This is a genomic window from Corynebacterium sp. LK2590, assembly GCF_040946105.1.
GTDB lineage: Bacteria > Actinomycetota > Actinomycetes > Mycobacteriales > Mycobacteriaceae > Corynebacterium.
This window is the reverse complement of record NZ_JAYWMH010000004.1, coordinates 66,434-91,996: the sequence shown is the minus strand read 5'-3', so window position 1 is coordinate 91,996 and position 25,563 is coordinate 66,434. Positions and strand designations below refer to the sequence as shown.

At 67.3% G+C, this 25,563-nt stretch carries 23 protein-coding genes; 12 read left to right on the top strand and 11 right to left on the bottom strand.

Features of this window, described 5'->3' with window-relative positions; all coding sequences use genetic code 11:
- Positions 1 to 135: 135 nt before the first annotated feature.
- The 4 genes from VVR85_RS06450 to VVR85_RS06435 all read left to right on the top strand — a co-directional run bounded on the left by VVR85_RS06450 (position 136) and on the right by VVR85_RS06435 (position 4,916).
- Positions 136 to 903 carry a LamB/YcsF family protein gene (locus tag VVR85_RS06450; protein WP_368520119.1) on the top strand — a complete coding sequence of 256 codons (768 nt, stop codon included), beginning with the start codon at positions 136 to 138 and terminating at the stop codon, positions 901 to 903.
- Positions 896 to 2,449, top strand: a complete 1,554-nt coding sequence (locus VVR85_RS06445) for a carboxyltransferase domain-containing protein (protein WP_368520118.1) — start codon at positions 896 to 898, stop codon at positions 2,447 to 2,449. Before VVR85_RS06450 ends, VVR85_RS06445 begins: the two co-directional genes overlap by 8 nt.
- Positions 2,450 to 2,451: 2 nt before the next feature.
- Entirely contained in the window at positions 2,452 to 4,182 is a 1,731-nt protein-coding gene (locus VVR85_RS06440) for a biotin carboxylase N-terminal domain-containing protein (protein ID WP_368520117.1), read from the top strand.
- Positions 4,183 to 4,301: 119 nt separating this feature from the next.
- Entirely contained in the window at positions 4,302 to 4,916 is a 615-nt protein-coding gene (locus tag VVR85_RS06435; RefSeq protein ID WP_368520116.1) for a GntR family transcriptional regulator, read from the top strand.
- Positions 4,917 to 4,938: 22 nt separating this feature from the next.
- Here VVR85_RS06435 and VVR85_RS06430 read toward each other — a convergent pair whose 3' ends face one another.
- Positions 4,939 to 5,742 carry a putative hydro-lyase gene (locus tag VVR85_RS06430; protein ID WP_368520115.1) on the bottom strand — a complete coding sequence of 268 codons (804 nt, stop codon included), beginning with the start codon at positions 5,740 to 5,742 and terminating at the stop codon, positions 4,939 to 4,941.
- An 84-nt stretch (positions 5,743 to 5,826) separates the two neighbouring features.
- On the bottom strand, positions 5,827 to 6,990 hold the full coding sequence (locus VVR85_RS06425) for an NRAMP family divalent metal transporter (RefSeq protein WP_368520235.1): 1,164 nt from the start codon (positions 6,988 to 6,990) through the stop codon (positions 5,827 to 5,829).
- A 449-nt stretch (positions 6,991 to 7,439) separates the two neighbouring features.
- On the opposite strand from VVR85_RS06425, the gene VVR85_RS06420 reads away from it, so the two are divergent.
- Positions 7,440 to 8,741: an RNase H family protein gene (locus tag VVR85_RS06420; protein WP_368520114.1), complete on the top strand. Its 1,302-nt coding sequence runs from the start codon at positions 7,440 to 7,442 to the stop codon at positions 8,739 to 8,741.
- A 79-nt stretch (positions 8,742 to 8,820) separates the two neighbouring features.
- On the opposite strand, the gene VVR85_RS06415 is transcribed toward VVR85_RS06420, so the two are convergent.
- Positions 8,821 to 9,345 carry a YdcF family protein gene (locus tag VVR85_RS06415; RefSeq protein ID WP_368520113.1) on the bottom strand — a complete coding sequence of 175 codons (525 nt, stop codon included), beginning with the start codon at positions 9,343 to 9,345 and terminating at the stop codon, positions 8,821 to 8,823.
- A 199-nt stretch (positions 9,346 to 9,544) separates the two neighbouring features.
- On the opposite strand from VVR85_RS06415, the gene VVR85_RS06410 reads away from it, so the two are divergent.
- Positions 9,545 to 11,104, top strand: a complete 1,560-nt coding sequence (locus tag VVR85_RS06410; RefSeq protein WP_368520112.1) for a DUF222 domain-containing protein — start codon at positions 9,545 to 9,547, stop codon at positions 11,102 to 11,104.
- 127 nt (positions 11,105 to 11,231) lie between these two features.
- Here VVR85_RS06410 and purE read toward each other — a convergent pair whose 3' ends face one another.
- From purE to VVR85_RS06390, 4 genes are all read right to left on the bottom strand, one after another.
- Entirely contained in the window at positions 11,232 to 11,753 is a 522-nt protein-coding gene (gene purE, locus VVR85_RS06405) for a 5-(carboxyamino)imidazole ribonucleotide mutase (RefSeq protein ID WP_368520111.1), read from the bottom strand.
- Between the two features lie 167 nt (positions 11,754 to 11,920).
- The gene (locus VVR85_RS06400) at positions 11,921 to 13,129 is read right to left on the bottom strand and encodes a 5-(carboxyamino)imidazole ribonucleotide synthase (RefSeq protein WP_368520110.1); all 1,209 of its coding nucleotides are present in this window, start codon (positions 13,127 to 13,129) and stop codon (positions 11,921 to 11,923) included.
- 88 nt (positions 13,130 to 13,217) lie between these two features.
- Entirely contained in the window at positions 13,218 to 13,688 is a 471-nt protein-coding gene (locus tag VVR85_RS06395; protein ID WP_368520109.1) for a hypothetical protein, read from the bottom strand.
- Positions 13,689 to 13,742: 54 nt separating this feature from the next.
- On the bottom strand, positions 13,743 to 14,762 hold the full coding sequence (locus tag VVR85_RS06390) for a biotin--[acetyl-CoA-carboxylase] ligase (protein WP_368520108.1): 1,020 nt from the start codon (positions 14,760 to 14,762) through the stop codon (positions 13,743 to 13,745).
- A gap of 195 nt (positions 14,763 to 14,957) precedes the next feature.
- Between VVR85_RS06390 and VVR85_RS06385 the strand changes: the two genes are divergently transcribed.
- The 5 genes from VVR85_RS06385 to treS all read left to right on the top strand — a co-directional run bounded on the left by VVR85_RS06385 (position 14,958) and on the right by treS (position 20,242).
- The gene (locus tag VVR85_RS06385) at positions 14,958 to 16,235 is read left to right on the top strand and encodes an ABC transporter substrate-binding protein (protein WP_368520234.1); all 1,278 of its coding nucleotides are present in this window, start codon (positions 14,958 to 14,960) and stop codon (positions 16,233 to 16,235) included.
- Positions 16,236 to 16,549: 314 nt separating this feature from the next.
- Positions 16,550 to 17,611, top strand: a complete 1,062-nt coding sequence (locus VVR85_RS06380; RefSeq protein ID WP_368520233.1) for a carbohydrate ABC transporter permease — start codon at positions 16,550 to 16,552, stop codon at positions 17,609 to 17,611.
- A complete protein-coding gene (locus VVR85_RS06375) occupies positions 17,611 to 18,450 on the top strand; it encodes a carbohydrate ABC transporter permease (RefSeq protein ID WP_368520107.1) in 840 nt (279 codons plus the stop codon). Before VVR85_RS06380 ends, VVR85_RS06375 begins: the two co-directional genes overlap by 1 nt.
- Before the next feature lie 8 nt (positions 18,451 to 18,458).
- On the top strand, positions 18,459 to 18,743 hold the full coding sequence (locus VVR85_RS06370) for a hypothetical protein (protein WP_368520246.1): 285 nt from the start codon (positions 18,459 to 18,461) through the stop codon (positions 18,741 to 18,743).
- Positions 18,740 to 20,242 (top strand): maltose alpha-D-glucosyltransferase, encoded by a 1,503-nt coding sequence (treS, locus tag VVR85_RS06365; RefSeq protein ID WP_368520106.1) that lies wholly within the window; start codon positions 18,740 to 18,742, stop codon positions 20,240 to 20,242. The genes VVR85_RS06370 and treS overlap by 4 nt, the downstream gene beginning before the upstream one ends.
- A 2-nt stretch (positions 20,243 to 20,244) precedes the next feature.
- Here treS and VVR85_RS06360 read toward each other — a convergent pair whose 3' ends face one another.
- From VVR85_RS06360 to VVR85_RS06350, 3 genes are read right to left on the bottom strand one after another with little or no spacing between them, the layout of a single operon-like run.
- Positions 20,245 to 20,838, bottom strand: coding sequence for a hypothetical protein (locus VVR85_RS06360; RefSeq protein ID WP_368520105.1), 594 nt, complete (start codon positions 20,836 to 20,838; stop codon positions 20,245 to 20,247).
- 2 nt (positions 20,839 to 20,840) lie between these two features.
- On the bottom strand, positions 20,841 to 21,443 hold the full coding sequence (locus tag VVR85_RS06355) for a hypothetical protein (protein WP_368520104.1): 603 nt from the start codon (positions 21,441 to 21,443) through the stop codon (positions 20,841 to 20,843).
- Between the two features lie 41 nt (positions 21,444 to 21,484).
- The gene (locus VVR85_RS06350; RefSeq protein ID WP_409338188.1) at positions 21,485 to 22,669 is read right to left on the bottom strand and encodes a hypothetical protein; all 1,185 of its coding nucleotides are present in this window, start codon (positions 22,667 to 22,669) and stop codon (positions 21,485 to 21,487) included.
- Positions 22,670 to 23,128: 459 nt separating this feature from the next.
- Here VVR85_RS06350 and VVR85_RS06345 point away from each other — a divergent pair, with 459 nt between their 5' ends.
- Positions 23,129 to 24,745, top strand: a complete 1,617-nt coding sequence (locus VVR85_RS06345) for an acyl-CoA carboxylase subunit beta (protein ID WP_368520103.1) — start codon at positions 23,129 to 23,131, stop codon at positions 24,743 to 24,745.
- 59 nt (positions 24,746 to 24,804) lie between these two features.
- On the opposite strand, the gene VVR85_RS06340 is transcribed toward VVR85_RS06345, so the two are convergent.
- Positions 24,805 to 25,194, bottom strand: a complete 390-nt coding sequence (locus VVR85_RS06340) for an LppP/LprE family lipoprotein (protein WP_368520102.1) — start codon at positions 25,192 to 25,194, stop codon at positions 24,805 to 24,807.
- Between the last annotated feature and the right edge of the window lie 369 nt (positions 25,195 to 25,563).

The following is a 25,563-nucleotide window of genomic DNA, read 5'->3' as shown; positions in this document are numbered from 1 at the left end:
ATCTTTCAGATCTTAGCCCGCCGGGGCTGTGGGGGTAGTCGGGGAATCCGTGAAACGTAACCCTATTCACAAATCGACGTGACGCGCGCTACACTGGATCCATCAGATTGTTCAACAATTTTAGGGATGGTGTTGATGTCTTCGCTTGTTATTGATCTCAACGCAGACTTGGGTGAGACGACCGCCGGCAACCCCGTGGCCGATGACGCGGCCATGCTGGAGCTGGTCTCGTCTGCCAACGTGGCCACCGGCTTCCACGCCGGGGACCCGCACTCAATCGCGCAGACGGTCCAGGCCGCGGCCCGCGCCGACGTGGTCATCGGCGCGCACGTGGGCTATAACGATGCCGCCGGTTTCGGCCGCCGCTTCATCGACTACGCCCCGGCGGAGCTGGCCGATGAGATTACTTACCAGATCGGCGCGCTGGAGGCCCTGGCGCGCGCGGCCGGCACCCGGGTGCGCTACGTCAAGCCGCACGGGGCGCTCTACAACACCATCGTGCACGATAAGGCCCAGGCCCAGGCGGTCATCGACGGCGTGCGCGCCTTCGGTGACCTGCCGCTGATGCTGCTGCCCGGCGGCGTGGCCGTAGACATGGCCGAGGACCAGGGCCTGACCGTGGTGCGCGAGGCCTTCGCCGACCGCAACTACAACGCCGACGGCACGCTGGTCTCCCGCCGCGAGGCCCACGCGGTCATGCACGACCCGCAGGCCGTGGCCGACCGCGTCCTGCAGGTGGCCCGCACCGGCTCTATCACCGCCTACGACGGCACCGAGCTGGCCGTCGATGCCCAGTCCGTGTGCACCCATGGCGACTCCCCCGGCGCCGTCGAGCTGCTGCGCGGCGTGGTGGACCTGCTGGGCCAGGAAGGCGTGGAGATTCGGAGCTTCCTCGATGTCTAACCCCACCATCCACCCGGTCGGCACGCGCGCGATGCTCATCGACTTGGACGGGCTCGACCAGGTCATGAGCTGGCACGCGGAGCTATCCGCGCACCCGCTGCCGCACCAGGTCGACTGCATCGCCGCCGCCACCACCCTGCTGGTCACCTTCGACGCCCCGCGCGCGGCCGAGCTCGCCGCCGAGCAGCTGGCCGAGTTCCAGCCCACGAAGGCGGGCCGGCGCGAGCCGCGCACCGTGGACATCGACGTGCGCTACGACGGCGAGGACCTGGCGGACGCCGCGGAGCTACTCGGCATGTCGGAGCAAGCGCTCATCGACTGGCACACCTCCACCACCTGGACCGCCGCCTTCGGCGGCTTCGCGCCCGGGTTTACCTACTGCGCGCCGGAGGACCCTAGCCAGGCCAAGGCCGTGCCGCGCCGCCCCGACCCGCGTACGGCTGTGCCGGCGGGCGCGGTGGGCATCGCGGGCGATTTCTCCGCGGTCTACCCGCGTGTGTCCCCCGGCGGCTGGCAGCTCATCGGCACCACGAACACCCCGATGTGGGAGTCCCACGCGGAGCCGCCGGCGCTGGTCCAGCCCGGCGACCGGGTGCGCTACAACGCCGTCCGCGAGCTGCCCGAGCTGACCCGCGACCACGACGGGGCCAAGAAGTCCCCGGCGCGCCTGCCCCGCATGGAGGTCGAGGACGCCGGCCTGCTGACCCTGTACCAGGACCTCGGCCGGCCGGGCCGCGGCGACCTGGGGGTTACCCCCTCCGGTGCGGCGGACCGCGCGGCGGCCGCCACCGCCAATATCGCGGTGGGCAACCCGCGCAATGCGACGGTGCTGGAAAACATCGGCGGCATCCAGCTCAAGGCGCTGACCGACACGGTCATCTGCGTCACCGGCGCGACCGCCGTGGTGCGCGTGGGCGAATACCCGCTGCAGCTGGCCCGGCCCATCCTGGTCACCGCCGGCACCACCCTGACCGTCAGCCCGGCCATTACCGGCATGCGCTCGTACATCGCCATCCGCGGCGGCATCATCGCCGACACGGAGCTGGGCTCTTCCGCCACGGACGTGCTCTCCGGGCTGGGGCCGGACCCGGTCCGCGCCGGCGAGGTCATCGGCGTGCTGCCGCGCTCGAACGCCATGACCGACGCCCAGCTGTCCAACCCGCTGCGCGTGCGCGACGACAACGGCACCACCACCGGCGTGCTGCGCTGCGCGCTGGGCCCGCGCGACGACTGGTTCGGCGAGAACGTCCAGCAGTTCCTGGACACCGAGTGGACCGTCACCTCGGACTCGAACCGCGTCGGCCTGCGCCTGGCCGGGGATGCCACCATCGAGCGCGTCGTCGACGGCGAGCTGCCCTCGGAGGGCATGGTGGCCGGCAGCGTCCAGATCCCGCCGAACGGCAAGCCCGTGGTCTTCCTGCGGGACCACGCCGTGACCGGCGGCTACCCCGTCGTCGCCACCGTCTTGGAAGAAGATATTGATATTGCCGCCCAGCTCCCGCCCGGGGCCCGGGTCCGCTTCGAACTAGTCTCAGGAGTCAACTAACCATGGCCATTTCTGCTGTACTGATTGCTAACCGCGGCGAGATCGCCGTGCGCATCGCCCGCGTCGCCCGCGACCTGGGCATCCGCTCCATCGCCGTCTACTCCGAGGCCGACGCCGGCGCCCTGCACACCGTGGTGGCCGACGAGGCCTACGCCCTGCCGGGCAACTCCGCCGGTGAAACCTACATGAACATCCCGGCGCTGCTGGACATCGCCGTGCGCGCCGGTGCGGACGCCATCCACCCGGGCTACGGCTTCCTGTCGGAAAACTCCGAGTTCGCCCGCACCGTCAGCGCCGCCGGCCTGACCTGGATCGGCCCGGGCCCGGACGCCATCGACCTGCTGGGCGACAAGATCGCCGCCCGCCGCGTGGCCGAGGAGGTCGGCGCCCCGCTGGCCCCGGGCACCTCCGATCCCATCGGCGACTGGCAGGAGGCCCGCGCCTTCGCCGAGGAGCACGGCCTGCCGATCGCCATCAAGGCCGCCTACGGTGGCGGCGGGCGCGGCCTGAAGGTCGTGGACACCATGGAAGAGATCGAGGGCGCGTTCAACTCCGCCGGCCGCGAGGCCATGGAGGCCTTCGGCCGCGCCGAGTGCTTCGTGGAGAAGTTCCTAGTCCACCCGCGCCACGTGGAGGCCCAAGTCCTGGCGGATACCCACGGCAACGTGCGCGTGCTGGGCACCCGCGACTGCTCTACGCAGCGCCGCTTCCAGAAACTCATCGAGGAGGCCCCGGCCCCGAACCTGACCGAGAAGCAGTACCAGGGCATCATCGAGGGCTCCCGCGCCATCTGCCAGAAGGTCGGCTACACCGGCGCCGGCACCGTGGAGTTCATCGTCTCCGAGGACGGCACCATCTCCTTCCTGGAGGTCAACACCCGTGTCCAGGTCGAGCACCCCGTCACCGAGGCCGTGACCGGCGTGGACATCATCGCCGAGCAGTTCCGGATCGCCGCCGGCGAGGAGATCTCCCTCGCGGAGGATCCGGAATCTCACGGCCACGCCTTCGAGTTCCGCATCAACGCCGAGGACATCCTCAACGGCTTCGCCCCCTGCCCGGGCACCATCGTGTCCTTCGAGCCGCCGACGGGCCCCGGCATCCGCGTCGATGCCGCCGTGCGGACCGGGTCCATCGTGCCGCCGTACTACGACTCCCTGATTGCCAAGCTGGTGGTCTGGGGACCGACCCGTCAGGTAGCCCTGCGCCGCGCCCAGCAGGCGCTGCAGGAGTTCACCGTCTCCGGCGTGCGCACCGTGCTGCCCTTCCACCGCGACATGGTCAACAACCCGGCGCTGACCGGCGACGAGCTGGAGCTCTACACCGACTGGGTGGACCACAACTACCGCCCGTCTGCCGGACACCAGACCGAGCAGGTGGAGGCCATCTACACGCAGCGCCGCACCGTTGCCATCGAGGTCGACGGCAAGCTTATGAACATCGGCCTGCCCGTCGAGTTCTTCCAGGCGCCCGCCGGGGCCACTAGCTCCGCCGCGCCGGCCGGCGGCGAGGCCAAGGCCGGATCCGCCGGGGCCGTGACCGCCCCATTCGAGGCCAACCTGGTCGAGTGGAAGGTCGAAGACGGCGCCGAGGTCGCCAAGGGCGATGCCATCGCCACCATCGAGGCCATGAAGATGGAATCCGCGGTCAAGGCGCCCAACGCCGGCACGATTTCCATCAAGATCGACGCCGGCGAGCGCGTCACCCCCGACGACGTCATCGCCACCATCAACTAACCCCCTACCCCGCCGCGTCCCCCGGGCGGCAGTGCGGCCCCCTTTTCGCGGGGCGGTGCCGCCAAGCAGAAGGGCCAAAGTGCCCTGCTAGCCGGGGGTGCGGCATTAGACTGTTACGCATGCTTTCTCAGACCGTCGCGGCGGACCTTAGGGACGCCATCTCCCGGGGCGAGTACCAGCCGGGCGAGCAGCTCAGCGAGGTCAAGGTGGCCGCGCGCTTCGAGTGCTCCCGCAACACCCTGCGCGAGGCCTTCGCCCGGCTGACCGCCGAGCGGCTGGTGGAGCGCATCCCCAACCGCGGGGTTTTCATCGCCACCCCGGACCGCGCCTATATCCAGGATCTCTTCCGCGCCCGCGCCGCCATCGAGCCCTCCGGGGTGCTGTGGGGCGAGTTCGCAGACGCCGACGCGCTGGTCGCGCTGACCGAGTCCGCCCGCGCTTTCGCCGCCCGCGGCGAGCACCAGGAGGTCTCCAACATCAACCAGCGCTTCCACCGGGCGCTGGTGGCCGCGCTCGGCTCGCCCACGCTGGACGAGCAGATGGGCAACCTGCTCGCGCGCATGCGCCTGACCTTCCTGCTGGTCATCCCCCGCTACCCGCTGCTGCACGCCGATCACATCGACGGCAACGTGCAGCTGGCCGGCCTTATCGCCCGCGGCGAGCGCCGCGCGGCCGCCGATCTCTCGCACGCGACGCTGCGCGCGACCTGCGAGAAGATTCTGGCTGTGGTTTAAGGCCGTGTTTTAGGCCGGCGGCCTAGGGCACCTGGTAGCCCAGGTCGCGGGCGTCGGTGACCAGCATCTGCCCCGGCGCGTGGGTAATCGCCAGGCGCGGCGCCGAGTTCATCACCACCGCCTGCGGGGTCACCCCGCAGGCCCAGAAGACCGGGATATAGCCGGCAGGCACGTCGATGGCCTCGCCGAAGTCGGGCGCGTCCAGGCTATCGATACCAATCGCCGCCGGATCCCCCACGTGCACCGGCGCCCCGTGGACGCCGGGGTAGCGGGAGGTAATCCGCACGGCATCGGCTACCTGGGAGGCCTTAATAGGCCGCATGGAGACCACCATCGGCCCGCTAAAGACCCCGGCCGGGTTGGTGGCAATATTCGTGCGGTACATGGCCACGTTCTTGTCCTGGGCGATGTGGGGGATCTCCACGCCGTTGTCCAGCAGGGCGGTCTCGAAGGTGAAGGAACAGCCGATGAGGAAGCTGACCATGTCCGGGGTGTAGAAGGAGGTGGCATCGGCAGTTTCCTGCGTTAGCTCGCCGTTTTCGAAGACGCGGTAGCCCGGGATGTCGGTGCGGATGTCCCCGCCGGCCAGCAGGTCCGAGGTGTGCTGGCCGGCCTCCAGCACGCCCACGATGGGGCACGGCTTGGGGTTGCGCTGGGCGAACAGCAGGAAGTCGAAGGCGTATTCCTGGGGTACGGCCAGCAGGTTGGCCTGCATATAGCCGCGGGCCAGCCCCGAGGTCGTCGGCAGCGGGTGGTGGCGGGCGAAGGCGCGCACCTCCGCCGGGGTCGAATTCGGGTTGAGTTGCTGGGTGCCTTCCGGTGCCATGGGGTAGCCTTCCTTCTTGTTATTTCGCTGGGGTGCTGGGATTAGGGTGCTGGGCCTAGGGCGCTGGGACTAGGGTGCTGCCGCCTAGGACCAGAGGGCGGCGATGCCGCTGAAGGCCATCACGCCGATGAAGATGGTCAGGAACCAGGCGAGGACGCCCAGGACCAGCAGCCAGGTCGGGTACTTGTAGCCCTGCAGCAGGTCGCGGCGGCGCCAGGCCACCCACATCACGATGGCGAAGCCGATGGGCAGGATGAGGCCGTTGATGGCTCCGGCGAAAATCAGCAGGGTCTGCGGGGCGGAGTTCAGCACCACGAAGGCCACCGCACACACGGCGATGAAGGCGACGGTGGCGAAGTTGCGGACCTTGTCGCTGGAGTTCTGGGAGGTCACGAAGGACACGGAGGTGTACGCCGCGCCGATGACCGAGGACAGGCCGGCTGCGAACAGGACCACGCCGAAGGCGCGGAGGCCGAATTCGCCGGCGGCGTGCTGGAAGGCATCGGCAGCAGTGTTGTCTTCAGACAGGGTGACGCCGGTGGCGACCACGCCCAGGACGGCCAGGAAGAGCAGCACGCGCATGATGCCGGTGATGATGATGCCGGAGACCGAGGTGTAGGTGATGCTCTTGACGTTCTCGACGCCGGAGTAGCCGGTGTCGATCAGGCGGTGCGCGCCGGCGAAGGTGATGTAGCCGCCCACGGTGCCGCCGATGATGGTGGTGATGACAAACGGGTCGATGGTCTCCGGGGCCACGGTGTTTTTGAGGGCCTCGCCCAGCGGGGGCTGGGAGACGATCGCCACGTAGAGCATGAGCAGGATCATGATGGCGCCGAGTGCGGCCACCAGCCGGTCCAAGGCCATGCCGGCGCGCTTGGACAGGAAGATGAAGATGGCAATGGCGGAGGCGATCAGGCCGCCCCAGCGGGCGTCGAGGCCCAGCATGGCGTTCATGCCCAGGCCGGCGCCGGCGATGTTGCCGATGTTAAAGACCAGGCCGCCAAAGAAGACGAAGGCGGCCAGCACCCAGCCGAGCCCCGGCAGGACCGTGTTGGCCAGGGTGTTGGCGCGCATGCCGGACACACACAGCACGCGCCAGACGTTGAGCTGGATGGCGATGTCAACGATGATCGACACCGCGATAGCGAACGCGAAGGCAGCGCCTATCTGGACGGTAAAGACAGAGGTCTGGGTCAAAAAGCCCGGGCCGATGGCGGAGGTCGCCATGAGGAACATGGCACCCGCCATGGCGCCAATCCCCTTCGAGGCCGGGGACTTCTTCTTGGCGCCCGCGGGGGAGGCGGCGGCATCGGCAGCCGGTTGGGTGGTGCCTGCGGCCTGGGCGGAACCCTGGGCGGGGCCCTGGTTGTCGCTCTGGTTGCTGTGGGCGGGGCCCTGGTTGGAGTCCCGGCCTGGGGTCGAGCCGGTGTGAGAAGTGGATTCGGGTGTCTGTGCACTCATTGTTTTCCCTCCGCGATATAGGTCACACAGGTTTGTGATGCGCATCATCTTAGGGGGTTGTTGAACAATATGTAAAGGCGAACCCCACCCGCCTAACCCCGTGGGCATCGTGGGTACCCCGGGGGAGGCAGTTGGCTGGTGGTTGGTGGGCGGTTGGTTGGCGGTTGGTGAGCGCTGGCAGGTTAGTGCCTACCCCGGGGAACGGGCCCGGATGCCCGTACGGTTTACTAGTAGGCATGGAACCCGTCGATCTCGCCGCGCTGGTAGGTACAGAATCGCGTACTTACCGATCGCGAAAGGTCACCCCGCAAATGCACAACGCGCCGGTGCACGTGGCCATCGCCATGTGGGACATCCCCTGGAAGTCCGCCGCCGAGGGCAAGCTCAACGGGTGGGTCATCGCCGTGGATGCCAAGCCCGGCCCGCGCTTCGTCCGCACCGGGCGCACCACGGAGGAAGACACCGTGGGGCCCGTGATGCGCGACCTCAACGACGCCATCAGCGGCATCCGCAGCTTCAACGGCGCCAAGAAGAAGGTATGGTGCAACGTCGGCCGCCGCCGCGGGGCGCTGCGCCTGGAGCTGGAGAAGCAGGGCTACCTGGTCACGGGCAGTTTCTCCGAGTACAACCGCGCCTGCCCGCGGGCCAGCAAGCTGCGCACCGTCGAGGAGACCAAGGCCAAGCGCCAGGGCAAGCGCAACGGGCAGTCCCCCAAGCGCAAGCCCACTCCCCCGCCCGCCACGGAGGCTCACTGGTGGCCGCAGTTCTCCGACTTTTCTAACGCTAACGATGCCACCCCCACCCGCATCGCCACCGATGCCTCCTCCGACACCAACATCAAGGGCGCGTCGTGTTTCGTCGCCAGCAACGGCGACTACCAGCTACTTACCCGCCGCACGAAGGCCTCCACGGACGAGCTCGAGCTCGAGGCCCTCACCCTGGCCTTGAAGTACCTCGTGCACACCGATGCCACCGACGTCCTCATCGAGAGCGACAGCCAGGCCGCCCTACGCGCCGTCGATTACATCACCGGCCAGGGCAAGCTCGGCAAGCGCTGGCGCGGCATCCACCCGGGCGCGCTCTCCCGCTTCCAGCAGGCCTGGAAGGACAACCAGGGGCAGCGCAGCATCACCTTCCGCCGCGTCATGGGACACTCCGGCGACCCGCTCAACCGCGCCGCCGACAAGATCGCCATCATGGGGCTGCGCGCCATCGCCTACCGGCAGAAGGAGGTTCGCGACACCCTGGCAGAGGGCATCGATAAGGCCCTGCAGGAAGCCGCAAAGGACGCCCACAAGCGAGCTGCGTCGCGCCTGCCCGAGTCGGTGACGCGAGAGTCTGAGGCTGGTTCTCGGTCCGGTTCTGGGACTGGGTCTGGTGCTGGTGCTGGTGCTGGGTCTGGGGCTGGTGCTGGGTCTCGGGCTGGTGCTGGGTCTGGCTCCGGCGCGCGGAATAAGCGGCGACGGGGCGGGCGCCGCGGGGGACGTCGTCGCGGTGGGCGCCGACGCGGAAGTCCGGGCGCGGGGTCTGGGGCCTAGGTTTTCGGGGGCTGGTTCTGGGGCAGTTTTGGGGCCTGTTTGGGGCCTGCTTTGGGGCCTGTTTGAGGCTAGTTTGAGGCTAGTCGGGGCGGCCTTCGAGGCGGTGCCGGAGGCGTCGCCAAGCGATGCGCAGCGCAGAATGCGGCGTCGCGGCGAGCTCACGGGCATAGTTTTGTAGTTTGTGGCCCTTCGGGGTCGGCGCGGCGACCGTGTGAATAGGAATCTTGAGGTGCCAGGCCCAGAGACGGGTGCGCAAGATGTGGAAGTTGCTGGTGACGACGGTCATCGTCGAGCCGCGGGGTACCAGGCGCGCGGAATTTTCGAGGTTTTCGTTCGTACTGGTGGCCAGGGGCTCCAGGATGATGCGCTCCGGGTCGATGCCTTGGGCGGTGAGGTAGTTGTGCATCGGGAGCGCTTCCCCGTGCCCGCTGACCACGATGGGGGCTTGGGGGTATGCCTCGGCGAGGCGGGCGGCGGTGGCGAGGCGGGCGCGGAGCAGCGGTTCGGGGCGGCCGGCGGTGGTGCGGGAGCCGAGGACGACGATGGGGGCCGTCGGGTCAAGTGATGGTCGCCGGGAGGCTTCTCCGCCGTCGTTTTTGAACATAAGAATTAGGATACTTGAGGGCATTTGGCGGCCCATTCGGCGCCGTTAATGCCTATTTCTGCCAGAGGTTACCCCCGTTTTACTAACAATGTGACCATCTAGAACAAAGTTTTGCTTTAGGGGTTGCGTGGGGTGGTTGCGTGAATAGGATTGATGTCGTAAGGAACAAAGGTTCGAGCACCTCAAGGGGGTGAAGATCATGACCAAAGCGACGCAATCCATTGCCGAATGTGTAGCCGAAATCGAACAGGCATACTCCCGCCTGCACGCCGCCGTCACGGAGGTGGACTCGGTGTACTTTGGTGAGATCTACCCTTATTTCGAGAAGCTCGCTGCCCTCTCGGGCACCATCACTACTATCGATGCCGCCTTCGCGTTCATCGCCGAACGCGACGACGCCGGGCGCCACGTCAACTCCACGCGGGCGATGGACTACCTGATGAACCGGCTGGGGCTGTCCTACGGTGAGGCGAAGGACCGGCTCCGCAACGGGCAGACCATCTTCGGGACCGCTCCCCTGTCGGATCCGCCGCCCCTGCAGGACCCGCCGGAGGATGCTGAAGCGGGCGCCGGCAATGGCGCCGCTGATGGTTCGGCTGACGGTTCTGCTGCTGATGGGGACGCTGCGGCCGCCGCACAGGCAGAAGAAGAGCGCCGGAAGCAGGCCGAGGAGCGCCGCAGGAAGGCCGAAGAAGAGGCTCGTATTCGCCGGGAACGCGAGGAAAAGGCCCGCGCCGAGGCGCAGCGCAAGCTGCGGGAGAAGGAAGCTCTTCGCGGGCGCTACCTGTCCATCATCGACCGCGAGCTCAAGCACCTGAACGCGCACGCCACCCCGGGCCCGAACGAGCTGCGCAACAAGGCCATCGACGAGGCGAAGAAGCGAAATCTGAAGGACTTCGCCCAGTGGTTGCGCCGCGAGGTCCGTGCGGCGAATGCGCGCAGCCGGGATCCCTTCGGCAACCGGGACCGGTTCGCCGCCACCCGCAAGCGTCATTTGGAGTTCAGCCCCGCGGATGCCGACGGCGGCGTCCACGTCAGCGGTTACCTGGATGGCGCCACCGCGGCGCTGATGAGCCAGGCCTTCGCGCCCGCCACGCGTCCGGGCACCCCGGACCTGCCGCCGGAGGAAGACAAGCGTAACTACCGCCAGCGGATGGCGGACCAGTTCACCGCAATTTTGCAGGAGTACCTCGGCTCGCGCGAGAAGGCGCACCCCGGCCTGGGCTCCATCATCATCTCCGGAACGGTCGAGGACTTCGAGAACCTCAAGGCGGATTCCCTGCTGCCCACCAACACCGGGCACTCGCTGACCCCGCTGGACATTATCCGACTCGGGGCCGCGGCTAGTGATTACCTCTGCATCATGGACTGCGAGGACTTCCAGCCGCTGGCGCTAGGTCGCTCGAAGCGGACGGCGAGCTTCATGCAGAAGCTGGCGCTGATTGCCTCCGAGCTGGTTTGCTCCCACCCCGGGTGCGACCGGGCCGCCAATGCCTGCGATGTCCACCATCTGCAGGCCTGGTACTACGGCGGGGTCACGGACATACACAATCTGACATTGTTATGCCGCTCCCATCACGTCAATAACAACGACAGACAAGATGGCAGAGGAAACATGGGCCATGCGGCCAGGGATCCTCGCAGCGGAAGGGTCGGGTTCGTCAGGCCCGGAAGTAGCGACGTCGAATGCAACGAATCAGTCGCCGCCCAAGAGGCCGCCGGGTATAAGCTCCGAAGGCAAACCGCGGCCGCTAGTTAAGACGGCCTAGTTGAAACAGTAGTGAGTGCCGGTAGTAGATGTCTGTAGTGGATACATGGATACCGGTAGTGGAGCCTGCCCGCGGCTAGATCAATGGGATCCGTGTGAGATCCGTGTGGGTTCCGTGTTAGTCACCCAGCAGTTTCCGGCGGAGGTTTGCGTCCTTTTCCTCCACCGAATCTGCCATGTCCTGCTGGTATTTGCTCATCTTCTCGATCAGCTGGGGATCGCCCGCGCCCAGGATCCGGACGGCCAGGAGGCCGGCGTTCTTGGCGCCGCCGATAGAAACGGTGGCGACCGGTACCCCTCCCGGCATCTGGACGATGGACAGCAAGGAATCCAGGCCGTCGAGCTCCTTCAGGGCCCGCGGGATACCGATGACCGGCAGCGGGGTGGCCGCCGCGACCATGCCCGGCAGGTGGGCCGCCCCGCCCGCACAAGCGATGATGGCCTGCAAGCCGCGGGTGTGGGCCTGCTTGGCGTAGGCGAGCATCTTCTCCGGAGTGCGGTGGGCCGAGACGACGCCGACCTCAAAGGGGACGCCAAATTCGGCCAGCACCTGGGCGGCCGGTTCGACGGTGGGCCAGTCGGAATCGGATCCCATGATGATGCCGACGCGGGCCTGGGTGTTCTCTGGGGTAGCGGTCATGCTGTGGGGCACTCCTTTGGTGAGTTTTGGGTTCTGGGTGCTGGGTTCTGGATCCTGGGGCCTGGATCCTGGGGCCAGGTTCTGAAGGCCGGGGCAAAGGTACGCGGGGCCTGAAGGCCGGGGTGAAGGTGCGCGGGGCCCGAAAGAAGCTGCCGGGCCCCGGTGGCCTAGTCGTCCCAGCGGGCGTTGACCAGGAAGCCGGCCGCCAGGCGGGCCTCGTGCCGGGTCTGCTCCGCGTCCTGGCCGGTCAGGTTGACGTGGCCAATCTTGCGGCCCGGGCGGTGGCCCTTGCCGTAGAGGTGGATCTTGGCCTGCGGGAAGCGGCGGTGGACCTCGACGGCGCGCTGGGCGATCGGCATCTCCGGATCCTCCTCGGCGCCCAGGACGTTGGCCATGACGGTGACCGGGGCGGTCGGGGTGGTCGACCCGAGCGGGTAATCGAGGACGGCCCGCAGGTGCTGCTCGAACTGGGAGGTCACGCAGCCATCCTGGGTCCAGTGGCCGGTGTTGTGGGGGCGCATCGCCAGTTCGTTGATGGCGATGTCTTCCTCGCCGGCATCGTTGGTGAAGGCGAAGAGCTCGACCGCAAGGACGCCGGTGACGCCGAGTGACTCGGCGACCAGGACGCCCAGTTGGGAGGCGCGGGACTCGAGGGCGGAGCTCAGCCCGGGGGCCGGGGCGACCGCCTCGGAGCAGATGCCGTCGCGCTGGACCGACTCGGTGATCGGCCAGGAAGCGGTCTGCCCCGACGGGGTGCGTGCCACCAGGGCGGACAGCTCGCGGGTCAGGGCGACCTTCTTCTCCGCCATCAGCGGGGTGCCGGCATCGAGGAGCTCGCTGACCAGGTTGACCAGCTCCTCCTCGGTGGAGGGGAACCAGACGCCCTTGCCGTCGTAGCCGCCGCGGCGGGCCTTCAAGCAAACCTGGCCGGAGGTGGCGGCCCAGAAAGAGGTGGCATCGTCAGTGCTGGTGATTTCGGCGAACTCCGGGACCGGGGCGCCGAGCTCCCGCAGGCGGCGGCGCATGACGAGCTTGTCCTGGGCGTTGACCAGGGCGGACGGCACCGGCTGCACGTTGTAACCGGCCTCGATGAGGGCCTCCAGGTGCTTGTTCGGGACGTGCTCGTGGTCGAAGGTGACCGCGTCCGCGCCCTCGACGGCCCGCAACAGGTCGTCGTAATCGGTGTAGTCGCCCACCACCACGTCGGCGCAGACCTGCGCTGCCGACGAATCAGGGCTGCCGGCCAGCAGGCGCAGCGATTGACCCAACTCGATGGCGGCGGTCTGCATCATCCGCGCCAGCTGACCGTCACCAATGACGGTGACCACTGGCATACCGGGGGCATGGGCTTGGGGATTTCCAGCTTGTTCACTCACGTTTTCAATCCTAGCGCGGCGCCGGCGGCTCGCGTGTCACCCCAGGAAACCGGGCATGACGGTACCCCAATTAGCTAGTAGCGGGCCGCTAGCGCCAGATGGGCGATCGCAGCGCCCGCAGCTGATCCCCGATGGCAGCCTCGACCTTCTTGGTCTTCGGCACGTCCGGGAAATACAGGGTCTGGTCGTAGCCGCGGATCGCCAGCGAAATCCCGCCCCGGCGACGCCGGGCGCCCACGATGTCGCGCAGGGGAATCGAATCCGTCCGGCCGCCCAAGCGGGCCGCCCGGGCGATGACGCGGCGGTCCGTGACGATGAAGCGCTTCCGGCGCGAACGGATCACCGGCAGCACGAAGCGCCACACGCTGAGCGCTCCCCACAACACGACCAGCGCGTTGCGCAGGCGCAGGTCCGCCCCCTGCGCGTCCAGCCAGCCGATGGCTATCCAGCACACCCCCGTAATCAGGATGAGCTCCAGCAGCGGGAAGACGAGCGTGCGGAACGGCGCGGTCACGTCGACCCGCTTGGCCTCACCGGGCCCCATCGTCATATATCCCATAGCGCCCTAAAGCTTACCTGGGATGGCATCGGCGGCGAAGGGCGGTGGAGGTTTCTAGCGCTGCGGCCGCAGGTGGGTCACGTCGCCGGCCGAGTAGTACTCGCCGCCCACGTTGATGCGGCCGTCGTCGGCAACGCCCTCGACGATGCCCTCCACATCACCCGTCGGCGCCTCCAAGCGCACCTCCTGGCCAATCGACGAGCACACCGCGCGGTAGTCCCGCATCAGCTGCGGGTCCTGGTTCTGCCACTGCGCGATGCGTCGGCGCAGGTTGGTCAGCAGGTCAATCGCCAGCTGGGTGCGGTCCGTGTCGCGGCCCTCCAGCGCTAGCGATGTCGCCTTCTCAATCGGCAGGTCCTCCCGGGTCAGGGTGACGTTCAGGCCCATGCCCAGCACGACGCGGGCGCTCGGGGCGGCGCCGGCCTCGGTCTTGGGGGCCACCTCGGCCTTGTTGATTTCGGCCTTGTTGACCTCTGCCTTGTTGACCTCGGTCTTGGGGGCCACCTCAGCCTTGTTGATTTCGGCCTTGTCGATCTCGGCCTTGTTGATCTCAGCATCGCCGGACTTGAACTCGCCGGTGGCCTTGCCCGATTTGAACTCGCCGCCCTTGAACTCGCCGGTCTTAAATCCGCCCGACTTGAAGGCGGCGCCGACCGGGCCGGCTTCGGCGAGGATGCCGCAGAGCTTGTTGCCGTCGATGTGGACGTCGTTCGGCCACTTCAGGACGGAACCCTCGACGGTGTCGGTCACCGCCAGGCCGCCCGCCAGGGGCAGGGTGCCCAGGTGCTCGAGGGAATCCGGAAGCAGCAGGACCGAGAAGATGAGCTGCTTGCCAGCCGGGGCGACCCACTTGCGGCCCAGGCGTCCCTTGCCGCTGACCTGCTCGTTGGCGAGGAGGACGGTGCCGTCGGCGACATCGTTAGCCCCCATCAGATCCGTGTTCGTGGATCCCGTCTGTTCCTTGTAGTCGACGGTGCTGTAAAGCCCGGACAGCGCGGCGCGGATGCGGTCCAGGTCCAGATCACTGCTGGGGTGCACGGCATCGTTGTGCTCAGTATTGTTTCGCTCAGTCATAACCCAAACAATACCCGCCGGGCCCGCGATCCCAGCGGCTGCGAGCGCCGCCGGGCCCGCGATCCCAGCGGCTGCGAGCGCCGCGGGGCCCACTACCCCCGGCGTGGGGGCAAGAACCCAAAAAACTATTCTTCCGGACGTTGGTGAATATAACCTGAAATACACCTACTGTTTCCCGAAAGGTAAATCACTATGATGCAGTCACCTTCCCGGCGCACCGTGCGCAACGGCGTCATCGCCAGCACCGCCGCCCTCGCCCTGGCGCTGACCGCCTGCAGCTCCGACTCCGGCAGCTCCAACGCCGACGGTTCCGCCACCGAGAACACCGACGGCCGTGGCCCCATCACCTTCGCCATGGGCAAGAACGACACGGACAAGATCCAGCCCATCATCGAGAAGTGGAACGAGGAGCACCCCGAGGAGAAAGTCACCCTCGAAGAGCTCGCCGGTGAGGCCGACGCCCAGCGGGAGACCCTCGTGCAGTCCCTGCAGGCCGGCAACTCCGACTACGACGTCATGGCCCTCGACGTCGTCTGGACCGCCGACTTCGCCGCCAACCAGTGGCTCGCCCCGCTGACCGAGGACCTGGCCGTCGACACCGACGGCCTGCTGCCGGCCACCGTCGAGTCCGCCACCTACAACGACACCCTCTACGCCCTGCCGCAGAACACCAACGGCCAGCTGCTCTACCGCAACACGGAGCTCGCCCCCGAGGAAGTGTCCACCTTCGACGACGTCAAGTCCGCCTGCGAGGCGCTCAAGGACGACACCGACTGCCTGACCACCCAGCTCAAGCAGTACGAGGGCCTGACCGTCAACACCGTCGGCTTCATCGAGGGCTGGGGCGGCAAGGTCCTGGCCGACGACGGCACCATCACCGTCGACTCCGCCGAGGCCAAGGAGGGCCTGCAGGCCCTGGTCGACGCCTACGAGGACGGCACCATCTCCCCGGATTCGACCGCCGCCACCGAGGAGGAGACCAACCTGGCGTTCACCGAGGGCAAGTCGGCCTTCGCCATCAACTGGCCGTACATGTACACCAACGCCGAGGAGTCCCCAGAGACCCAGGGCAAGTTCGAGGTCCAGCCTCTGGTCGCCAAGGACGGCGTGGGCGTGTCCACCCTGGGCGGCTACAACAACGGCATCAACATCAACTCCGAGTACAAGGCCACGGCCCGCGACTTCATCGAGTACATCATCAACGAGGAGAACCAGACCTCCTTCGCGGAGGCCTCCTTCCCGCCGGTGCTGGCCTCCATCTACGATGACCCGGAGCTCATCGAGAAGTTCCCGTACCTGCCGGCCCTGAAGGAGTCCCTGGAGGCCGCCTCCCCGCGTCCGGTCTCCCCGTTCTACTCCGCCATCTCCAAGGCCATCCAGGACAACGCCTACGCCGCCATCACCGACGGCAAGAGCGTTGACGATGCCACCAAGGACATGAAGGCCGCCATCGAGTCTGCCTCCCAGGCCTAGACCTCCCAGGCTTAAGCCTCCCAGGCCTCAGGCCCGCCCGGCCCCGGCCGGACACCAACCTAGCGAACGATGCCCCTTCCCGTGCGGCGAGGTGGCATCGTTCGCTTTTGTATGAACACGGCGAGTTTCGAGGCTGCGTCGGGGCCGTGCGTTATGATCAGTGCCATCCTCAGTGCAAACCATTGCACGCCGCACAGCAGCGGTGATTCGCCGCAGCGTTAATTCGCAGCAGTAGAGCAAACATCAGAAAGGCCAAGCGCGTGACCGAGAAAACCGCCCAACGGCGCCGCCCCTCGCCCAAGTCTCGGGCCTGGGTGCCCGCCGGGCTCATCGCGCCCGCGATCATCGTGCTGGCGATCGTGATCGGCTACCCCGTCATCCGGGCCATCATCCTGTCGTTCAAGGGCAACCGGCAGCTCGACCCGACCACCGGGCTCTTCGTCGAGGGCCAGTTCGCCGGGCTGGACAACTACCTGTACTGGATCACCAACCAGTGCATGTCGCCGTCCGGCGTGGCCGCCACCTGCCCGCCCGGGGTTATTGCGACCGACTTCTGGCCGGCCGTGCAGATCACGCTGTTTTTTACCGTCGTGACCGTGACCCTCGAGACCATCCTGGGCATGGCCATGGCGCTCATCATGAACGGCAACTACCGCGGCCGCGGCTTCGTGCGCGCCGCCGTCCTCATCCCCTGGGCCATCCCCACCGCCGTGACCGCCAAGCTGTGGCAGTTCATGTTCGCCCCGCAGGGCGTAGTCAACTCCCTGCTCGGCACCGACATCGCCTGGACCACCGACCCCTTCTACGCCCGGCTGGCCGTCATCATCGCCGACGTGTGGAAGACCTCCCCGTTCATGGCCCTGCTCATCCTCGCCGGCCTGCAGATGATCCCGAAGGACGTCTACGAGGCCGCCCGCATGGACGGCGCCAGCCGCCTGCAGATCTTTACCCGCATCACCCTGCCGCTGGTCCGGCCGGCCCTGATGGTGGCCATCCTCTTCCGCACCCTCGACGCGCTGCGCATGTACGACCTGCCGGTCATCATGATTTCCAGCTCCTCGAACTCGCCGACCGCCACCATCTCCCAGCTGGTCGTCGAGGACATGCGCCAGGGCAACTTCAACTCCGCCTCCGCGCTGTCCACCCTGATCTTCCTGCTCATCTTCTTCGTCGCCTTCATCCTCATCCGCTTCCTGGGCGCCAACATCGCGGGCACCGCCGAGGAGCCCCGCAAACGGCGAAACCTGCCGTGGGGCCGGAAGAAGGCCCCGGGTGAGCCCGCGGCTGAGGAAGCAGCGGCATCGGCAAGCACCGCGTCGGCAGCGCCTGCCTCTGCCGTACCCGCCTCTGCCCAATCCAAGAAGGAGGCCAAGTAATGAAATCGCGCATCTCCTGGGGAACCGTGGGCCACTTCGCCGGCATCCTCTTCATCATCTTCTGGGGGCTGGCCCCCTTCTACTGGATGGTCGTGACCGCCCTGCGGCACAAGGACCACACCTTTGACACCACCCCGTGGCCGACCCACCTGACCCTGGACAACTTCCGGGACGCCCTGGCCACCGACAAGGGCAACGACTTCCTCGGGGCCCTGACCAACTCGCTGGTCATCTCCCTGGTCACCACCGCCCTGGCCGTGCTGGTGGGCGCGTTCACCGCCTACGCCCTGGCGCGCTACGATTTCCCGGGCAAGGGCATCGTCACCGGCGTCATCCTGGCGGCCTCCATGTTCCCGGCCATCGCGCTGGTCACCCCGCTCTTCCAGCTCTTCGGCGACCTGGACTGGATTGGCACCTACCGGGCCATGATCATCCCGAACATCTCCTTCGCCCTCCCGCTGACCATCTACACCCTGCTCAGCTTCTTTAGGCAGCTGCCCTGGGAGTTGGAGGAGGCCGCCCGCGTCGACGGCGCCACCAAGGCGCAGGCCTTCCGCATGATCTTGCTGCCCCTGGCCGCCCCGGCCCTGTTCACCACGGCCATCATCGCGTTCATCACCACCTGGAACGAGTTCATGCTGGCCCGCCAGCTCTCCTCCACCGACACCGAGCCGGTCACCGTGGCCATCGCGCGCTTCTCCGGGCCCTCGGCCTTCGAGTACCCCTACGCGGCCACCATGGCTGCCGGCGCCCTGGTGACCATCCCGCTCATCATCATGGTCCTGATCTTCCAGCACCGGATCGTGGCCGGCCTGACCGCCGGCGGGGTCAAGGGCTAGGCGGCCGCATGCGCCACTCCCTCCTCTGGGACACGGCCTTAGGGTTTTGCGGCTTCTTCGCCGCCTTGGCTATCCTCCAGGCCGTGGTCAACCTCTTCCGCCCCGAACCGGCGATCTGGCCCGGCCTCCTAGCCGGGGTCTTGTGCCTGGCCCTGTACGGGATCTACCGCGCCAAGCGCGCGCACCTGGCCCGGACCGGACCGAGCACCCAGCCGCACACCGCGGCCCAAAACACGGCGCCCCACAACACCGCGCCCCGAAACACCCTTCCCCAACAGAAAGACCGAGCATGAGCTGGTACCACAACGCCGTTTTCTATCAAGCCCTGGTGCACGCCTTTAAGGACGGCAAGGGCGAGGGCATCGGCACGCTCAGCGGCGTGACGGAGAAGCTGGACTACCTGCAGTGGCTGGGCATTGATTGCCTGTGGCTGCCGCCGTTTTACGCCTCCCCGCTGCGCGACGACGGCTACGACATCGCCGACTATTACGAGGTCAACCCGGTCTACGGCAGCATGGAAGACGTCGAGGAGCTCATCGCCGCCATCCACGCCCGCGGCATGCGCATCATCACCGACCTGGCGCTGAACCACACCTCCTCCGATCACCGCTGGTTCCAGGCCTCCCGGCAGGACCCGGAAGGCCCCTACGGCGACTACTACGTCTGGGGCGACGATCCGAACCGCTACTCGGAAATCCGCATCATCTTCACCGACGTCGAGGAGTCCAACTGGGCCTGGGACCCGGTGCGCGAGCAGTACTACTTCCACCGCTTCTACTCCCACCAGCCGGATCTCAACTACGACAACCCGGCCGTGCGCGAAGAGGTCAAAAACGTCATCCGCTTCTGGCTGGACAAGGGCATCGACGGCTTCCGCCTGGACGCCATCCCCTACCTCTACGAGCGCGACGGGCTGGGCGGCGAGTCCCTGCCGGAGACCATCGCCTTCATCGAGGAGATCCGCGCGCTTATCGATGCCGAATTCCCCGGCACCGTCATGATCGCCGAGGCCAACCAGCCGCCGGCCGAAACGCGCGAGTTCTTCGGTGACGGCAACCGCTTCCACATGGTCTTCAACTTCCCCGTCATGCCGCGCCTCTACCAGGCGCTGGCACTGAACTCGGCCACCCCGATCTATGAGATCATGGACTATCTCGGATCCCTGCCCGCCAGCTGCCAGTGGGGCACCTTCCTGCGCAACCACGACGAGCTGACCCTGGAGATGGTCGACGAGTCCGTGCGCGATCAGATGTACGCGGCCTACCTGCCGGACGATGCCATGCGGGCCCACCTAGGCATCGCCCGCCGGCTGATGCCGCTGATGGGCGGAGACCGCCGCAAGGTGGAGCTGATGTTTTCGCTCCTGTTCACCCTGCCCGGCGCCCCGTTTATTTACTACGGCGACGAGATCGGAATGCTGGACAACCCGGCCCTGCCCGACCGGCACGCCGTGCGCACCCCGATGCAGTGGGACGAGACCGAGCACGCCGGCTTTAGCACCCGCGCCCCGCAGCGCTGGGCCGTGGTCGGCGGGGCCTCCGTGGCCGCGCAGGCCAACAACGAGGACTCGCTGCTGCACACGGTGCGCCGCATGATCGCCGCCCGGCACGCCCACCCCGAGCTGGGCACGGCCGAGTTTGAGCCCGTCGAGACGGGCCACGAGGTGGTCCTGGGCTTCCAGCGCGGCGGCCTGCTGTGCCTGCACAACTTCTCCGCCGAACCGGTGGATCTGGGACCGGTCGACCTGGGGCCGTACGGCTACAGCTGGCTGCCGGCCGAATACCTGAGCTAGCGCTAGGCCCAGTCTGGGGCATCGCCCAGCCGCAGCTCGGAGTACTTCGCCTCCGGGGCGCTGGCCTGGTAGGGCTTGCCCGTCGGCTCCCAGACCTGGTCGGTGCTGCAGCGCACGTCCTGGGCGTCGACGTCGAGCATCGTAAAGCCCCAGACCAGCTGGCCCTGCGACTGCGGCGACAGGGTGTAGGGGCCGACCTTCTGCTTGAGCTTCCAGTGCTGCTCGGAGACGTAGTTGAAGCCGTAGGTCTGGGTCAGCACCTTGGCCAGCTCGCCCTCGCCGGTGATCCCGGCGCCGACCTCGATGGTCTGGGTGCGGGCCTGGGTCACGGTGTGGCTGACCGGCACCGGGCCGTCGGTGTTGTTGGCCACGCTGGTGGCATCGGTCTGCTTGAACCAACGCCGCTGCGCGGAGACGTAGGTGCCCATAAAACCGGGCGTCGCGCAGTGCGATCCCGGGGCGTAGTCATCGTTCCAGCGCTGCGGCAGCTCGAAATCCGCCGCCGGGGAGACCGCACCTGCCGATGCCGGGTAGCCCAGCGCCACCACCACCGGCAGGCACAGCGCCGCGAGTCCGGCGCGCCGCTTTCCCGCCATGCTTACTCGCCCCAATCAGTGTTGTCGCGGGTGGAGACCTGGACGTGGCGCTCCTTCGGTAGGGTGGCGGTGAACTTGCCGCCGTTGGGCTGCCAGGTGTGGTCGGAGCCGCAGACGGTCTTCTGGCCCTCGAAGTCGGAGACGACCCAGCCGGCCTTGAGCACCGCGGTCTTGCCCGGGGCGATGTCGTACGGGCCGACCTGCTCACCGACCTCGTAGGACTGGCTGTCGGTGTAGCTGGAGGAGAAGCTGATGTTGATGAGATCCAGCAGCTTGAAGTCGATGCCGGCAGAGACGTTCCAGGTCTTGGTCTTGGTCTCCTTGATGGAGCGGGTCACTGGCAGCGGCTCATCGTTGTAGTTGGACACGGTCCAGGTGCCGGCGGAGCCGTCGAAGTAGGTGCGCTTGATGTCGACGGTCTGGCCGGTATCGCCCGGGTTGGCGCACTGCTCGCCGATGACGGTCGGGTTGGCCGGGCCCAGGTCGCGGGCCGGCAGGGCCTGGGCGGCCGGGGCGCCGGACGCGGCGGCGACGATGCCGCCGGCCAGGGCCAGGCCGGTCAGGCCGGCGAGGGCGCGGGAAGAGATTGCGTTGAATGCGTGCATGAGGAAACTCCTTGAAGTATGTGGTTTTGGGTGGCCTGGGGTTAGTAGGTGGACTGGGTGGGCACCGGCAGCGACCGGTACTCGTCCGGGGTGACGTCGACGGTGCGCTTGGCCCCGCCCGGGCTGGTGATGGTGGCCTCGGCCCAGAAGCCGCTGGGCGCCGAGGTCTGCTTGTAGTTCGAGGTCAGGCTGTACTTGCCGTCCTTGCCGCAGGTGATTTCGCGGTAGTTGATGCGGGTCATCGTCGTGCCGTACTCGACGCGCACGCGCTCCCCGGCGGCCAGGTCCACGTGGCCCAGCTCCGTGCCGACCGGCATGTAGGCGCGCTTGACGGCGCCGACGGACTCGAGCCAGCCGCGCGGGATGTCGCCGCGGTTGCCCTGCCAGTTGGTGTACGGGTGGTGCTCCGCGCCGACGACGAAGTCGGTGACCGGGGCGTACTCGTAATCCTTCTTCGACCAGTTGAGGAAGTCGGTGGAATAGCCGGGCTTCCGGTAGGTCGGCTGGACGGCGGTGATGTCCAGCGGGTACCAGGTGCGGGTGCCGGCCTCGCAGGCGTCGCCCTCATTGGGCCAGTCGTCCTCGCGCTGCGGCTCGGTGGTCGGTTCGACGACCTCGTCGCGGGCCGGATCGGCGATCTTTTCCAGGCTGGGCCCAGACACGGAGGTATAGGTGCCGTCGATGGGCTTGCTGTTCGCGCCCGGGGATCGCGAGGGGATCTCCATGGCCAGATCGGAGACGGTGCCGTCCGCCCGGATGATGTAGGCAAACGCGTAGCGCTCAGCCGGGCCGGTGCCGCGCACGACGTTTGCGCCCGGGGTGTTTTCCAGGCGGCCGTCGTTGCAGCTGACGAACATGGAGATGAAGTCTTTTTCAATGACGCCGTACTCGACGCGGAGGGACTCGCCCGGGGCCAGCTTGACCGGGCCGAAGGTTTCGGTGTCGCGCCAGCCGTTGGTCATCTTCAGGCCGATGTCGGACTTGGCGGTCGTGTTCCAACCGTTGGGCAGCTTGGCCTTGGAGTTGGCATCGATCTCGTGGTTGGTGCCCGTTTCCACCTCGGCGGTGTAGGGAACTTCCTGATCGGTGGTGTTGGTGAATTGGAGCGTGCCGTCGCTGAGGTAGCGACGCCCGGTCTCCCCGAAGCGCCACTCGGGCTCCGGGTTGTTCTTGCCGGCGGCATCGCAGGACTTGTAGAGGTTGGCAATAGGGTAGCCCTGCGGCATGGGCGGAACAGCCCGTGCCGGAACTGCGGGGCTGGCCACCAGCGGGACCAGTGCCGCCGCGACGATGGCGACGGCTGCTCGTGCCCAGCCCTTCTTCCCTACGTTTAACGCCTTGGGTGCGTGCACTATAAGGGTTCCTTGTCTTGAGAGTGCGGCCCAAGACCCCTTCACTGAACTATACGGAGATTTTAAGCTTCCCGGAAGCTCCTGCGCAAGGGCAGGCGGAAACCACGTGCTGAACCGGAGCGCCCCGGCGGCGGGCTGGGCCAGCGGCGGGGTGACATCGGCAGCGACATTGGCAGCGGCGAGTTCCCCCTAATGGGGGCAGCCCGGGCACCCGGAAGAAACGTGAGGACAATCTCATATTTGACGCGCGAGCTGCGGATTTGGTTTCTCATGCAAAATTACCGCCGGTTGGGTCTAGAATGGAGGGGACTTTTCGCACTACCATCCCTGAACATGACCATTTCCTCACATTTGACGGAACTAGACAGCTTGAACGACGCCAACACCACCGCCGGCAAGATCGCCGAGCTCAAACGCCGCCGCGCCGAGGCCGAGGCACCCCTGGGCCAGAAGGCCTTCGAGAAGGTGCACTCCCAGGAGCGCCTGACCGCCCGCGAGCGCTTGAACTACCTGCTGGACGAGGGATCCTTCGTCGAGACCGACATGCTGGCCAAGCACCGCACCACCGACTTCGGGATGGATGCCAAGCGGCCGACCACGGACGGCATCGTTACCGGCTGGGGCACCATCGACGGGCGCGAGGTGTGCATTTTCAGCCAGGACGGCACCGTCTTCGGCGGCGCCCTGGGCGAGGTCTACGGCGAGAAGATGGTCAAAATCATGGAGCTGGCCGTGACCACCGGCCGCCCGCTCATCGGCCTCTACGAGGGCGCGGGCGCGCGCATCCAGGACGGGGCGGTCTCCCTCGACTGGATCGCCCAGACCTTCTACCAAAACGTCAAGGCCTCCGGCGTCGTGCCCCAGATTTCCGTCATCATGGGCGCCTGCGCCGGCGGCAACGCCTACTCCCCCGCCCTGACCGACTTCGTGGTCATGGTGGACAAGAAGTCCAAGATGTTCGTCACCGGCCCCGACGTCATCAAGACCGTCACGGGCGAGGAAATCACGCAGGAGGAGCTCGGCGGCGCCGGCGTCCACATGGTCTCCGCCGGCAACTCCCACTACACCGCCGCCACCGACGAGGAGGCCCTCGACTGGGTCCACGACCTGCTGGGCTACCTGCCGTCCAACAACCAGCAGCGCAGCCCCGTCGAGCCCTTCGAGCCGGTCACCGAGACCAGCGTCGACGACCTGGCTCTGGACGAAATCATCCCGGACTCGCCCACCCAGCCCTACGACGTCAAGGACGTCATCGCCGCTCTGACCGACGACGCCGAGTACCTGGAGATCCAGGCCGAGCGCGCCGAGAACGTCGTCATCGCCTTCGGGCGCATCGAGGGCCAGACCGTCGGGTTCGTGGCCAACCAGCCGCAGGTCTTCGCCGGCTGCCTGGACATCGACTCCTCCGAGAAGGCCGCCCGCTTCGTGCGCACCTGCGACGCCTACAACATCCCGATCGTCATGCTCGTCGACGTCCCCGGCTTCCTGCCGGGCGCGTCCCAGGAGCACGACGGCATCCTGCGCCACGGCGCCAAGCTGCTCTACGCCTACGGCGAGGCCACCGTCCCGAAGATCACGGTGACCATGCGCAAGGCCTACGGCGGCGCCTACTGCGTCATGGGTTCCAAGGGCTTGGGCGCGGACGTCAACCTCGCCTGGCCGACGGCCCAGATCGCCGTCATGGGCGCGGCCGGCGCCGTGGGATTCATCTACCGCAAGGAGCTCAAGGCCGCCCGCGAGAAGGGCGTCGACGAGCAGGCCCTGGCCAAGTCCTTCGAGCGCGAGTACGAAGACCACATGCTCAACCCGTACAAGGCCGCCGAGCGCGGGCTTATCGATGCCGTCATCCTGCCGTCCGAGACCCGCGCCATGGTGGCCAAGAACCTGCGGCTCTACGCCGACAAGTCCGTGCCGCGGCCCAGCCGCAAGCACGGCAACATGCCGCTCTAGCCCGCCCCTGGCTGGGACGGGCTGCGGCGGTTGCGGGGACTGCTGGAAGGGGTCCTGTTTTAGGCCGGCGGCACGTTGCCGGCCATCTCAATTTCTTCCGCTACCGGGTTCCAGGCAAAGGACGCGAACGAGCTGCCCGTCGGGTTGGCGTTAGCGTCGCCGTCCTGCGGCCAGCGGTAGGTGACATCCACCTGTCGGCCCGAGGCCCGGGTAATCTCCGGGGCGAAGCCGTAGGGCTCCACGGTCGCGGTGCCCAGGTATTCGCCCTGGTGGAAGAGCATGATGTGGTAGGGCGATGAGGCCGTCGCGCCGGTGACGGTGACGGCCGCCTCCCCCGCAGCGTTGTTGGCGCCGTTGGCGTCCTCGCCGCTCGGGGAGGCGTGGTCTTGCTGTCCCTGGCCTTTCTGTTCGTTGGCAGTGACCGGGTCGGTCTCCGCGACGGAAGCCACGGGGGCCTCGCTGGCGGGGGCGGATTCATTATCGGCTTTGTCTGCGTTCAGGCCCGAGCATCCGGCCAGCGCAAACACGGCGCCGGCGATACCGGTGGTTAGTATTCCTCACATGGTGGACATTGCCACTCCTAGACTCGTCAAGACTCCTGGATAGCCCCCATTATGACATGGGTCACCATGGATCCCGAATAACGTTTCCGCTTCAATGCCATGACAAAAAGCTGCCTGAAAGCTGTCCCTACGGTGTCTTTTAGATGTGTCGGAGCGGTGCCGCTTGGAGGCCAGCGCGGTGCCCCTTGGGTGTCGCCGCCATGTTGGTTGGATGCCGGCGCAGTGCCGGAGGGACGTCGTCGAGGTGCCACGAGG

Bases quoted from the DNA above. Each gene is read 5' to 3' on its own strand.
- VVR85_RS06385 (WP_368520234.1), top strand. From the start codon at position 14,958: ATGCAGTCACCTTCCCGGCGCACCGTGCGCAACGGCGTCATCGCCAGC.
- VVR85_RS06350 (WP_409338188.1), bottom strand. From the start codon at position 22,669: ATGCCGCAGGGCTACCCTATTGCCAACCTCTACAAGTCCTGCGATGCC.
- VVR85_RS06375 (WP_368520107.1), top strand. From the start codon at position 17,611: ATGAAATCGCGCATCTCCTGGGGAACCGTGGGCCACTTCGCCGGCATC.
- VVR85_RS06390 (WP_368520108.1), bottom strand. From the start codon at position 14,762: ATGACTGAGCGAAACAATACTGAGCACAACGATGCCGTGCACCCCAGC.
- VVR85_RS06430 (WP_368520115.1), bottom strand. From the start codon at position 5,742: ATGGCACCGGAAGGCACCCAGCAACTCAACCCGAATTCGACCCCGGCG.
- treS (WP_368520106.1), top strand. From the start codon at position 18,740: ATGAGCTGGTACCACAACGCCGTTTTCTATCAAGCCCTGGTGCACGCC.
- VVR85_RS06395 (WP_368520109.1), bottom strand. From the start codon at position 13,688: ATGGGATATATGACGATGGGGCCCGGTGAGGCCAAGCGGGTCGACGTG.
- VVR85_RS06445 (WP_368520118.1), top strand. From the start codon at position 896: ATGTCTAACCCCACCATCCACCCGGTCGGCACGCGCGCGATGCTCATC.
- VVR85_RS06425 (WP_368520235.1), bottom strand. From the start codon at position 6,990: ATGGCGGGTGCCATGTTCCTCATGGCGACCTCCGCCATCGGCCCGGGC.
- purE (WP_368520111.1), bottom strand. From the start codon at position 11,753: ATGACCGCTACCCCAGAGAACACCCAGGCCCGCGTCGGCATCATCATG.
- VVR85_RS06355 (WP_368520104.1), bottom strand. From the start codon at position 21,443: ATGCACGCATTCAACGCAATCTCTTCCCGCGCCCTCGCCGGCCTGACC.
- VVR85_RS06345 (WP_368520103.1), top strand. From the start codon at position 23,129: ATGACCATTTCCTCACATTTGACGGAACTAGACAGCTTGAACGACGCC.
- VVR85_RS06370 (WP_368520246.1), top strand. From the start codon at position 18,459: ATGCGCCACTCCCTCCTCTGGGACACGGCCTTAGGGTTTTGCGGCTTC.
- VVR85_RS06450 (WP_368520119.1), top strand. From the start codon at position 136: ATGTCTTCGCTTGTTATTGATCTCAACGCAGACTTGGGTGAGACGACC.
- VVR85_RS06415 (WP_368520113.1), bottom strand. From the start codon at position 9,345: ATGTTCAAAAACGACGGCGGAGAAGCCTCCCGGCGACCATCACTTGAC.
- VVR85_RS06360 (WP_368520105.1), bottom strand. From the start codon at position 20,838: ATGGCGGGAAAGCGGCGCGCCGGACTCGCGGCGCTGTGCCTGCCGGTG.
- VVR85_RS06410 (WP_368520112.1), top strand. From the start codon at position 9,545: ATGACCAAAGCGACGCAATCCATTGCCGAATGTGTAGCCGAAATCGAA.
- VVR85_RS06440 (WP_368520117.1), top strand. From the start codon at position 2,452: ATGGCCATTTCTGCTGTACTGATTGCTAACCGCGGCGAGATCGCCGTG.
- VVR85_RS06435 (WP_368520116.1), top strand. From the start codon at position 4,302: ATGCTTTCTCAGACCGTCGCGGCGGACCTTAGGGACGCCATCTCCCGG.
- VVR85_RS06420 (WP_368520114.1), top strand. From the start codon at position 7,440: ATGGAACCCGTCGATCTCGCCGCGCTGGTAGGTACAGAATCGCGTACT.